Genomic DNA, 12758 nt, shown 5'->3' with positions numbered 1-12758 from the left:
AACGGCGGCCCGGCACGACGCTCTTTTGCGCAGCGCAAAGGCCGGCGCCCGTCTTCACGGGTACCGGCCGATAGGAATATGCTTGATGAAGCGGTCAGGCGTTGTTTTTCCACAGCCGATGGATATCTTCTTTGGAAAGCTCCCGTGCGTTGTTGGCGATGCTGCCTTTCTGAAGCAGTGTCAGTTCCGTGAAGGAATCCACTTCGTCCGATGTCAGCACGGGCGCTTTGCCGATCAGACGTTCCAGCACATCGCCGAACGCGTCTATGTCCGCCATGCCCAACAGCTTCAGGGCCGTATCGATCTTCTCTGCGGCGGCGGGCTGGTTGAACTTGAGGTATTCCCGCATAAGGAACCCGTTGGCACGGCCGTGCGGCGTGTTTTTGAAAAAGGTGTAGCAATAGCCCATGCCATGTGCGATGGTGACGCCGGCCTGCGCGATCACGATGCCGCCGACGGTGGAGGCGTGAAGCAGTTTGTCGCGCACGGTGTCGTCAATTTCAAACGAGAGCAAGTTTGGCAGCACCTCACCGAAGAGCCGGATGCCTTCCAGTGCCAGTACACTGCTGAGCGCGGTGCTCCGCCGGGCGAGATAGCCTTCCAGCGAGTGCGTGAAAGCGTCCACCGCAGTGTCCATCGTTACGGTGCGGGGCAGTTGTGCGGTGTACCGGCTGTCCAGCAGCGCGAGAGACGGAAACGTTTCGGGGGTGCCGAAGCTGACCTTGGTCTGCAGGTCGCGGCGCAGGATGACACTGTAGGGTGTGACCTCACTGCCTGTTCCGGCGGTGGTGGGAACGCCCACGATCGGGAGCGGCCGCTTGGGAAAACGGTTTTGGAATAACTCTTCGGGCTGCATGTCGTTTGCCGTGAGGACAGCGACGGCCTTCGCCGCGTCCAGAGGAGACCCCCCGCCGATCCCGATGACGAATTCGGCGCCGAATGCTTTGGCGATTGTGCCGGCTTTCACGACGGTTTCAAGCGACGGATTGCTTTCGATTTCATTGAAGACCTGGTAAGCAATATCCCGGCTCTCGAGAGCGGCGGTGACATCATCCAGCGCACCGCAGGCCTTGGCGGAATGCCGGCCTGTCAAAATGAACGCGCGGCTACCGAATGCGGCCAACCGGTCGGCGTTTTCCTGTATGCAGTTTCGTCCGAACGCGAGCCTTGTGGGCATAAAATACTGATACTTCATATAAAAACCTGCTTTTTGAAAATAAAATGACGAGGTGTGCGCAGCCAATCAACAGGCAAACCCCGGACTATCCTTTCTATAGGATACCATAATCCTTCGTAAAAGAAAAATCGGCAGAGATGATGGTTTCCATCAGACTTTGTGATTGGACGATCCTGCGCGATGCCGCCCGTTCGGGCGGAAAACATGTTATGATAGGGTGCATATGGTTCCGGGGCACGGGAAAGGGCGCGTCGGGAAAAGGTTTATGGAACTGAAACATCTAAAAACATTTTTGTATGTATCCCGCTGCCTGAATTTTACAAAAGCGGCGGAGCAGCTCAACTATTCCCAGCCGGCCGTTACGGCGCAGATTCAGGCGCTGGAACAGGAACTGAAGCAGACGTTTTTCTTTCATGTGGGCAAGCAGACATATCTGACCCCTGCGGGCACGCTGCTCCAGTCGTATGCGGAGCAGGTGTTTGCGGTGATCGACAACATGCAGCAGACATTTCGCATGCTCGGACGCCCTTACGGCAGCCTGTCGATCGCAGCGTATGAAACATTCTGCTCGGCGTACTTCCCGGCTATTCTTTCAGAATTTGTCCGGCAGTATCCGGAAGTGGAGATCAAGCTGTATTCGCATGTGACCAATGAAGTGATCCGCGGTGTTCTGGCAAATGAATACGACATGGGCATTATCTCCGGCACTTTTCAGCATCCGGAGCTCAAAAACGTGGTCATCGCGGAGGAAAATCTGGTTTTGGTGGTTTCGGAGCAGATCGCGGAGCAGTACGCAGGGCCGAACCTGCTGCAGGACCTGCCGTTTTTAAAATACCGGATCGACGGGCCGTTTCACGACACCATGCGCCAATTTCTTGCCGGGGCGAATCTGGCGCCGAAAAGCGTGATCGAGTTCGACAGCCTGGAGGCCATCAAGCAGGCGGCCATCAAGCGGCTGGGCATCGCCCTGATTAGCGAAAATCTGGTGAAAAAAGAAATCGAGCAGAAGATTCTCCGGTGCGTCTATCAAAACGGCCGGATCAAGATCATCACGTCTCTGATTATGCTGCGGGATAAAGCGGACTGGTCCACCGCAAAGGCGTTTCAGAAACTGTTGCAGTCCATGTGGTATGTGACCTGACGGATTCTGATGCGTCGGCCGGAACCCCAAAAATCTATCCATCTGCGGAGTTGTGTCCATGAATTATGTAACCGTCATCAATCAGGTGCTGATTATCTTCCTGCTGCTGTTTGTGGGATGCGGCCTGTTTAAGGGCAAACTGCTCAGCGAGGCGGGTGTTGCGGACCTGACCAAACTGCTGTGCTACGTGATTTCGCCATGCCTGATCGTCAATTCGTTCCAAATCGGCTATTCACAGTCGCTGCTATGGGAGATTGGCGCGGCGGCGGCATCCGCGTTTGGCGTCCACTTTGCGGCAATGCTGCTGGGCGGCGTCGTTTTCAACCGCAGAACCGTCCGCGATCCGGATACCCGGATGTATCTGCGCTTTTCCACCATCTATTCCAACTGCGGGTTCATGGGTCTGCCGCTCTTGCAGGCGGTGGCCGGCTCCAAAGGACTGCTGTTTGGGGCTATGTATGTCGGCATTTACAACCTGTTGAACTGGACGCAGGGTATTTCCATTTATACGAAAAGCGTGAGCCGGAGCTTTGCCGTGAAGGGCTTTTTGAACCCGAATGTCATTGCGATCGCCATCAGTATCCCACTGTTTATCTTCGCTTTCCGCCTGCCGCCGGTCATCGGCTCCGGAGTGCGGTACATTGCCTATCTGAACACGGCCCTGTCCATGATCGTGGTGGGTACGCAGATTGCCAAAGTGTCCCCTCTGTCCATCATCCAGGATAAATGGGTTTGGGTCGGCGTTCTGTTCCGCAATCTGGTGGTGCCTGTTCTGTGGCTGCTGGTGCTTTATGCGCTGGGAATGCGGGGGGTTCTGCTGCTTTGCTGCGTGCTTCCCGCTGCCTGCCCCACGGGGAGCTTTGCCGTCATTTTTGCAGAGCTGACCGGCAGAAACACCCGCTTTCCCTCCAAACTCGTGATGCTTTCCACCATGACCTGCATCGTTACCATTCCCGCCGTCATCCTGTTGGAGCAGATGCTTCTTCAGCTCCATTAAGCGGATTCTGCAAACACGGAAACCGGAACAATTGCAAACAAAACGGATGCGCGCGCCCGGTCGTCTTTCCTTGAATGGAAACGCAGTCATCCGAACCGCCCTCGAATGGGCATGGCTCTGCTGGAGCGGCGGAAACTGCATGGCGACTGCGGTCGATGGGTTTATTGCTTCACCTGTTTGATGGAAAGAGAGATGCGCTTTTTGGGCGCATCCACGGCCAGCACGACAACTTTCACCACATCACCGACGGACAGCAACTCCGAAGGATGGCGAATGAAGCGATCTGCAATCTCCGAGATGTGCACCAGTCCGTCCTGATGCACGCCGATATCGACAAACGCGCCGAAGTCGATCACATTGCGCACCGTGCCGGTAAGGATCATGCCCGCCGCCAGATCCTTCATCTCCATAATATCGGTGCGCAGCACGGGAGCGGGGAGCTCGTCGCGCGGGTCCCGCCCCGGCTTCGTCAGTTCTTTTACGATATCCCGCAGCGTCGGAATGCCGATTGCACATTCTTCCGCGGCGCTGGTCTCGCCATATGCTTTTACGCGTTCCGAAAGGTTCGGAATCGTGCCGCCCGCCACATCGGCCAGCGTATAACCGCACAGCGCCAAAAGCTTTTTTGCGGCCGCGTAGCTCTCCGGATGCACACCCGTATGGTCGAGCACCGATTTGCTCTCGGGCACGCGCAGAAAGCCCGCGCATTGCTCAAATGCTTTTGGACCGAGCTTCGGCACCTTATGCAGTTGTGTCCGGGAAGTGAATGTCCCGTTTTCTTCGCGGTAGGCCACGATGTTTTTAGCGGTTGCAGCGTTCAGGCCCGAAACGCGCTGAAGCAGTGCGGAGGATGCCGTGTTCACATCGACGCCCACGGCGTTGACGCAGTCTTCCACCACCCCGGCCAGCGTGTCGTCAAGCCGCTTCTGGGGCATATCATGTTGGTACTGCCCGACGCCGATCGCCTTGGGGTCGATTTTTACCAGCTCCGCCAACGGATCCTGCAGCCGGCGCGCGATGGACGCGGCCGAGCGCAGATTGACATCATACTGCGGGAATTCCTCCGCTGCGAGTTTTGATGCGGAATACACCGAAGCGCCCGCCTCGTTTACGATCATGTACCGGACGCCCGGTGTATGCGCGATCAACTCGCAGGCCATTTGCTCCGTCTCGCGCGAAGCGGTGCCGTTCCCGATCGAAATATGCTCCACCCCGTATTGGTGGACCAGCTTTTCCAGCGTGGCGACGGCCTCCTTCTTCTGTCGCTCGCCGAAAGTTGGGTACACCACGGCGGTATCCAGAACCTTTCCCGTTTCATCCACCACGGCGACCTTGCAGCCGTTGCGGTAGCCGGGGTCAAGCCCCATCGTGACATGGCCCTTTACGGGAGGCTGCAATAAAAGCGGTTTCAGGTTGAGCGCAAAGTTGTGTATCGCGCCTTCCGATGCGGTATCCGTCAGTGCGCCGCGTATTTCGCGCTCCATAGACGGAAAGAGCAGACGGTCATAGCCATCCGTCGCCGCGCCGCGAACAAACTCCGCCGCGCCGGAGCCGGGTTTTACGATCGTGCCACACACCAGCCGCAATGCTTCGTCCCGGTCCAGCTCGACCGAAACCTTCAGGAAGCCTTCCTTTTCTCCACGGTTGATTGCCAATATCTGATGTCCCTGCACCCGCGAAACCGGCTGGTCGAATTGATAATAAAGCCGATAGACCGAGTCCTCGTCTTTGGACGCGGTGGCATGCAGCCGGCCCCGGCGCATGATCTGTTCACGCAGACGCCGCCGAATCTCCGCATCATCCGCCACCATTTCTGCGAGGATGTCCGATGCGCCCGCGAGCGCGGAGGCGGTGTCTTCGACGTTCTTTTCCGCATCCATATAGGCTGCGGCCAAGGTGTGAATGTCCGGCAGATCCCGGCTTTGCCCAAACAATGCTTCCGCAAGCGGCAGAAGCCCTTTTTCTTTTGCAATGCTCGCGCGGGTGCGACGCTTTTGCTTATATGGACGATAGAGATCCTCCACTTCCGCAAGCGTCTTGGCGGCATCGATTGCTGCGGCCAGATGTTCCGTGAGCCGGTCCTGCGCGCCGATCGCCTTTTTAACTTCTTCGCGGCGGTCTGCGAGGCCGCGCAAGTAGGCGAGCTGATCCGCCAGATTGCGAAGTGTCGTATCATCCATCGCACCGTGCAGCTCCTTACGGTAGCGTGCGATAAACGGGATGGTGTTGCCCTCGTCAATCAGGCGGACAACGTTGCGAACATGTTCTTCTTTTTGTCCCAGCTTTTCAGCCAGTATTTGAATGATGTTTTCCATCTGTGCTCCTTCGTCCGTTTTTGATGTTCCTCTATCTTAGCACAAAGCCGCGGCACTGTAAAAACAAAAGAGTGCAAAAAAACAGGGCGGAACAGGAAAGGGCGACATCGGCAAAGGGTGCAAGCACCATGGCCTTTGTCCTTGAGCGGCATGGAAAAGACGCCCGCATGGCGCGGGCCGGATAGGCGGGACATTTGACAGTAGCAAAACAGATCAATAAAATGATATGATTATATTGAAGCTTTTAAAATGCGTGAACCCGTATCTGCCGTCGGGTTCACGCATTTGTTGTTTGGAAGGAAACGTTTTTGCCGTAGTCAAAGAATACATCGACCGTGCAAAATCGGTGAAAACATCCTGATGTTTCTGGTTTCAGTAAATGATCGAGGACAGCGATTTTGACTATTGCGATCTTGGTGCGGTTCATAAAGATGGCTGTTTTGCACGCAACGTATAGGATGGCATGGCATATAAACGATTGCGGAAAGAAAAGAGAATATTTTATTTTTCGGTTTCCGAGCGGTTTAATGATTTCCCAAGAGACTGTTCAATAAAAATTCTTGCCTTGACTGCTCAATATGCTTCATGATTTCCGGGTTAAAAAGGCAAAAGAACAAAGTCGGAATATGACTGCCGTTCAAGCCGAATTGGCAGATGTGAGCCGCAAAATTCAAAATACAGTCAATGCAATTACAGGGGGCTATATGCAGCCGGAATTTAAAACCAAGATACGGACTTGGAAAACCAAAAGGCCCAATTGACAACGCAGATCAGCGACCTGTCGCCTTCTCAAACAAGTGCTTTCGTCACAGTAGGGATATTCAATTCATTTTCGGCTTGTTTGTAACAATAGGCTTTAACCATACACGTGGGAATTCAGCATGAATCCCGATCCGTGTTCACCGGTTTAATAAAGCGGTTACCTTTTGGGGTGTTTTTGTTGTATGAGCGTGAAACATTTAGAGGCCGACTGCTCTGATAGATCAAATTTCGCCGTCAAGTGCTAAATGGTGAAATCTGCTTTTGTCAATGATTCTTGAAATGCCTTACGTTGTTGATTTTTTACAGAAAGTTTAGACAAGTGATACCTAAATTTTACCGCTTATATATATATACGATACACAACTCTTTTTCCTTTTTATTATAATAAGACTGTTTGCAATGCGGAAAGGAAGTTACGATGGATAAACGACTGAAAAAACCAATTTTATGGAGAATTTTCTTCTCTGCTGCTCTAGCCGGTGTGCTGATCATTTTTTTGTTTATCGCCAACTGGAAAAACACCAACGCAGGCCTGAGCCAGTCCGGTACACAGTCCGTTACATATGAGCACGCGACCGTGTTGCAAGTGCTTTCGCAATCACTAAAAGAGGACAAACATACGGGATTCCGGAACGGTGTGCAGTCTTTGCAGGTGCGGCTGGACAGTGGATCGCTGCAAACCGAAGTGTTTACCGTGACCAATTATCTGACGAACTATGGGAACATTTTGTTAAGCAAGGGGCAAAGCTTTATTGCACGCGTGACTGAGCCGGGGAACGGCAAACATGAGGTGTCCATATATTCTTATTATCGCGCGCCGTATATCTATTTTCTGGTTTTTTTGTTTTTTGCGGCGCTGTGGGCGGTAGGTGGAAAACGCGGCCTGCGCTCCGCGGCGGGTTTGCTTCTCAGCTTTGTGTGCATTGTTTTTATCTATCTGCCGTTGATTTTGCAGGGATGGCAGCCGATGCTGGTTGCTATCCTCATTTCCGTTTACATCACCGTTACCAATCTGCTGCTGCTTGCCGGGTTTTCCCAAAAGGCGCTGGCAGCCATCTGCGGAACGCTCGCCGGTGTGGGAGCAGCGGCGGTGGTCGCCCTGGCCAGCGGGGCGCTGGCGCATGTCAACGGGTTTAACACCAGCGAAGCGGAAACAATGGTGCAACTGGCGGGGCTTTCTAAAGCGAATATCGGAGGCGTGCTGTTTGGCGGCATAATTATTGCGGCACTTGGAGCCGTGATCGATGTGGCCATGTCTATGGCCTCCGCCATGAACGAACTGCGGGAAACCAACCCGTCGATCTCTGCATCCGGCCTGTTTCGCTCCGGCATGAATATTGGGCGCGACATGGTGGGCAGCATGGCCAACACGCTGATTTTGGCGTTTGCCGGCTCCAGCATGATGGAACTGCTTCTCATCTATTCCAACGGCGTGCCGTACAATGAAATGCTCAACGCGCCCTGGGTCGCCATCGAACTGATTGAAAGCCTTTCCGGCAGCATCGCCATTATCTGCATGATTCCGCTGATGGCGTTCGCCGCTTCCCGGCTACTGCTTCTCCATGTGCCGGAAACCCCGCCCGAAAGAAGACAAGAAGGGGCGCTTTCTGCCGAAAACAATGCCCCCGCTCTGAAAAAGCACGCCGGGCTTTCCCATAGATCCACATGATTTGGTAAAAGGAGAAGGAAGTACATGAAAAAAAGCATATTCTCACCGTGCACTCTTCAAAGACGCCTGTTGGCGGTTGCGCTCAGTTGCACCCTGCTGGGCTCAATGTTCGCGCTGTCTGTGCAGGCGGTAGGCACTTCATCTACGGGTACGTCCTCGCCGACGGGCAGCGTGTTGAAAATCGACCCTTCCTCCGGCAACTGGGACGATCAGTCCACCTATACGACCGAAGTGACGGCCGGCGGAGAGCCGACGGTGGAAATGGATAGTGCACTGGGCCATAACGTCATCGCCTTTGACGGCAGCAGTTATTTAAACTATGCGTTCAGCGATGCGCAGCGGGCCGCTATTGCTCCCCATTTCACCATGGAAGTGATGTTCAGCATGGACAAGGTGGATTCCACCACCCAGGGGATCTTTGAAAACATGCAGTCCGGCGGAATGGGTATTGAATATGGTAAAAGCAGTAGCGGTACCTGGGCCAGCCGGGGCTACGCACACACAAGCAGCGGCTATCAGAGCGCCGGTGTGGAGATCCAGGCCAACCAATATTATTATGAAACCGTCACGTTTGACGGCAGCAACCTGAACGTTTACATGAACGGTAGTCTGGCGGCCAGCACCCCTGTCGACGGCTCCGTGACATACAGCACGGTTGTGGCGATGTGCCTTGGCGGCAATCCCAACCCGGACGGCACGATCATCTACCCGTTTAGTGGAAAAATCGCCTATGCCAACCTGACGGGAAGCACCATGACCGCCGATCAGGTTTTACAAAGTTATAAAGCGTTTGCAAGCACTTGCAGCTCAAACGGCAGTTCTTCCGGTTCGAGCGGCTCAAGCAGTTCCGGTAGTTCCGGCTCAAGCAGTTCCGGAAGTTCCGGTTCGAGCGGCTCAAGCAGTTCCGGAAGTTCCAGCTCGAGCGGCTCGAGCAGTTCCGGTTCCGGCAGCTCGGACGGAGCCAGCATCACCGTGCAGGGTGATGTGAAAGTGGGTATCTTAAGCGACCTGCATCTTGCCGTGGACGCCAACACTATTGGCGGCGACAGCGTGGGTGACGCCGAACGCGAAACACATCTGCGTAATGCGCTGACCTATTTTAAACAGCAGGGCATCCAGCTTTTGGTGCTGGACGGCGATATTGCCGACCAAGCGCAGCCGGGTGGCTATCAGGTGCTGGCCCAGATTTTCGGCGAGGTGTTTCCCGACAAAACCACCGCGCCGAAAATTCTGGCAATCATGGGCAACCACGACTATTATCTTACCTGGAGCGGCGCTGGTACTCCGGATGAGGAACGAACCAACTTTTTGACCTGCATGAACCATAACGCCGCTTTTACAACCACCACCGTGAACAACGGCTCCGATTCTGTCGATAACACCATCGTTGTCAACGGCTATCACTTCATCGGCCTGAGCACCGAGGGCGGTGACTATGCAGGGGATTTCTCATCCACTTCCACCACCTGGCTCAAGGAACAGTTGGACGCCGCCGTGAAGGACGACCCGACCAAGCCGATCTTCGTCTATTTCCACCAGCCGGTGAACGGAACTTTGTTGAGCAGCGAGCCGTGCACCGATGCGCTGGACAGCGTGTTGAAAAATTATCCGCAGGTCATCCAGTTTGCCGGGCACACGCACTGCCCGCTGGCGGACGAACGCAGCATCTACCAGAAAGATTACACCAGCGTGGGCACCGGCGTGCTGTATTATGCCGCTATGCCAGATGTTACCGCCATCCCGCATGATTACGACTTTGCCAACGGCCTCTATATGGATGTGGGCGCCAACAACGTCGATATTGAGCGCCGCGATTTTCAAAACAACGAAAAGATTAAAAACGACTGGGTCATCAGCGCACCGTATGGTGACAAAAGCCAATACACCTATACATCCGACCGAAAAAATAACGACGAAGCGCCCTCCTTCGCCGCCAGCGACAAGGTCACGGCAACGACCATGGGCACCAATTTCGCCACCGTCAGCTATCCTGCGGCAACAGACGACGACTTCGTCTACTCCTACCACATCCAGGCCATCGACAATGCTACGCAAAAAGTTGCCGCCGATGTGACCATGCCGTCCGACTATTATCTGGACTTTGCCCACATGGCCAAAACACGCACCTATACCCTTACGGGGCTGACAGCCAGCCACACCTATACGGCGAAAATTACCGCCGTCGATTCCTACGGGATGACTTCCTCCAGTATTACCGGCACATTTACTACGCCCGCCACTACGCCCGCTACGGTAGATCCCACCGTGCTGAAAATCGACTATAACGACGGGAAGGGCAACGACACCTCTTCCAACGGCGTGCAGGCAAAAGCATATGGAAATGCGTCCATTGTTACGGACAGCACCGTCGGACGCAAAGTGCTGGCGCTGAACGGCCAGTACGGAGCGGAAAATTACAGCCTGAGTGATACCCAGCTTGCCCAGATTGCCAACCAGTTCACCATGGACATTGTCTTTAAACTGAACCATGTGCAGAGCATGTCTTTGTTTGACAATCTGGAAAGTGCCGGCAGCCTGATCGGTGTCAATTCCGCCGGCAACTTGTACGGCATGGCCTATATCGGCGGCGGCTACAAATACGTCTATGGCCCCGCGCTGAAATCCGGCGTGTATTATGACGCTTCCCTGACCTACGACGGTTCGGCCATGCGCCTGTATCTGAACGGGAAACTGGTGCAAACAAGCGCCGCCATTGGAGGCACTGTGAATGAAAATTCCAACGTGCCAATGCAGGTGGGCGGAAATCCGAGCCCGGTGGGCGGTACGCCGAGCGACCCCGTTAGCGGCGATATTGCGACGGCAACCTTAACCAGCGAGGCCATTTCGGACGCGCAGGTGGCCGAACAATATCAGACGGTTTCATCTTGGGCCAACGGCACGGAAATCACTCCCACGGCGCAGACCGGAAGCGGCTCCTCCACGATGCCCGTCTTTATCAGCGCCATCAATCCCAACGATGTGACACATTCTGGGTTGTATCCCGACGGCGGAGGCAACCAACTTTTGGAATACGTAGAGCTTTACAACAGTTCGGATAAAGCGGTGGACTTAAACAGCGCATACAATCTGTATTACGACAGCAGCGCTACGGCTTCCGCATCCACCTCTACTTCTCTGAAAAAACTGACCGTAACGACCGACGGCACCACGACAGCCGGCGTGAGCATTCCGGCACATTCCGCCGCCGTCTTATGGGATAAACGTGCCAAAGGTTACTCCACTGCTTATGACAACTCCTCTCTTGACGACATCCGCAAAGCCCTGCAAGTGCCCGACAGCGTGCCCGTCTATGTCATGCAGGGCCAGAACGGATTCGGCAACACGGCCGACGGCGTGCTGCTAAAAGACAAAAACGGCAATGACGTTTCCACTTACTATTACAAATCCGCAGATATTTCCAGCGGCGCTGTAAAACTGCGCGTGCCTTCAAACGGCAGTGTGATGGATGTCTATCAGCAGAACGCCCCGCGCGACCCCGGTGTGGTGGACCCGGAACAGTATAACGGGGATACCACTGCCCCGGTCATTTCCAACACGGCACTTACCTCATTGGACACCGCTTCTGAACAGGTGGCGGTTTCCACAAAACTGTTGAAATCACAGGCGGTAGACAGCGTGCATTACGGTGCGGACGCTTATATTTCTGCAACGGTGACGGACAATATAAATGTGCAATCCGTTGTGCTGTACTATCGCACAAACAGCGCTTTAAATTTTCTGCCGCTGGATATGACAGTCGACGGAAACACTTGGAGCGCCACGATTCCCGATGCATTTCTGACCGCTGGCGGCAGCCTGCAATACTTTGTGACCGCCAGCGACGGTTTCAACACCACTTCGGCAGGTTCAGCCAATGTGCCGTTCTCTGTTTCAGTGGAAGACGCGGTGGACGCGGTGGAACGCCTGATCGACAGCATCGGCACCGTGCAGAATACGGCAGATTGCAAAGCAACCATTGACGCGGCACGGGCTGCTTATGACGCACTGACGGATACGCAGAAAGCTTCTGTGAGCAATTACAGCACGCTGACCAATGCGGAAGCGGCTTATGCTGCGATGGTCAATTCCTCTTCCAGCGGCAACTCTTCCAGCGGCAACTCTTCCGGCGTCAGCTCTTCCGGTGGAAACTCTTCCAATGGCAACTCCTCCGGCGCCAACTCTTCCGGCGTCAGCTCTTCCGGTGGAAACTCTTCCAATGGCAACTCCTCCAGCGTGAGCTCTTCCGGTAGCAATTCCACAGCGGTGCAGAATCCTTATACGGGCGGTAATCCCTCCGCGAATTATCCGTTTGTATTGCTGGTAGCCTTACCTTTTGTTGGTGCCGCTATCTTTCTTGCAAAGAGAAAATTTGCAAAGTGTAAGTAAAATCATCTGTTAATCAAGAATCCTCTGCAGGTGGCGAAAACGGCTGCTTGCAGGGGATTTTTGTTGTGCGGGATTGTGATTTGAAATAATGGAAATGCTGATAATGTGCATGTTTGGGCTCCTTTCCGTAGACATAGAGGTTTTCAAATACGAATACGTCTGCGATTAGCTTGTTTGGGGACGAAGGGGCAAACCGCGTGGCGTCGGCGCCGCGAAGCACAGAAAATGGCCCTGCCTTGGTTTTGGCAGGGTTGGTCACCGGATGGTGCAGGGGATATGGAATCAAACAAGACTCTTTACGGATTCTCGGC

At 54.4% G+C, this 12758-nt stretch carries 6 protein-coding genes; 4 read left to right on the top strand and 2 right to left on the bottom strand.

Going from position 1 to position 12758, the window contains the following annotated elements; all coding sequences use genetic code 11:
* Positions 1-94: 94 nt before the first annotated feature.
* Positions 95-1195, bottom strand: coding sequence for an iron-containing alcohol dehydrogenase family protein (locus ETHHA_RS11295; RefSeq protein WP_013486101.1), 1101 nt, complete (start codon positions 1193-1195; stop codon positions 95-97).
* A 247-nt stretch (positions 1196-1442) separates the two neighbouring features.
* Here ETHHA_RS11295 and ETHHA_RS11290 point away from each other — a divergent pair, with 247 nt between their 5' ends.
* Positions 1443-2318, top strand: a complete 876-nt coding sequence (locus ETHHA_RS11290) for a LysR family transcriptional regulator (protein ID WP_013486100.1) — start codon at positions 1443-1445, stop codon at positions 2316-2318.
* Between the two features lie 58 nt (positions 2319-2376).
* Positions 2377-3315, top strand: a complete 939-nt coding sequence (locus tag ETHHA_RS11285; RefSeq protein WP_013486099.1) for an AEC family transporter — start codon at positions 2377-2379, stop codon at positions 3313-3315.
* 161 nt (positions 3316-3476) lie between these two features.
* Here the strand turns inward: ETHHA_RS11285 and ETHHA_RS11280 are convergent, their stop codons facing one another.
* Entirely contained in the window at positions 3477-5630 is a 2154-nt protein-coding gene (locus tag ETHHA_RS11280; protein WP_013486098.1) for a Tex family protein, read from the bottom strand.
* A 1180-nt stretch (positions 5631-6810) separates the two neighbouring features.
* On the opposite strand from ETHHA_RS11280, the gene ETHHA_RS11275 reads away from it, so the two are divergent.
* Positions 6811-8061, top strand: coding sequence for a YibE/F family protein (locus ETHHA_RS11275; RefSeq protein ID WP_013486097.1), 1251 nt, complete (start codon positions 6811-6813; stop codon positions 8059-8061).
* 24 nt (positions 8062-8085) lie between these two features.
* The gene (locus ETHHA_RS11270) at positions 8086-12447 is read left to right on the top strand and encodes a LamG-like jellyroll fold domain-containing protein (RefSeq protein ID WP_013486096.1); all 4362 of its coding nucleotides are present in this window, start codon (positions 8086-8088) and stop codon (positions 12445-12447) included.
* The last annotated feature ends 311 nt before the right edge of the window (positions 12448-12758 follow it).

The sequence above is a fragment of the Ethanoligenens harbinense YUAN-3 genome (assembly GCF_000178115.2).
Taxonomy (GTDB): domain Bacteria; phylum Bacillota; class Clostridia; order Oscillospirales; family Ethanoligenentaceae; genus Ethanoligenens; species Ethanoligenens harbinense.
This window is presented reverse-complemented; position numbering and strand designations above follow the sequence as displayed.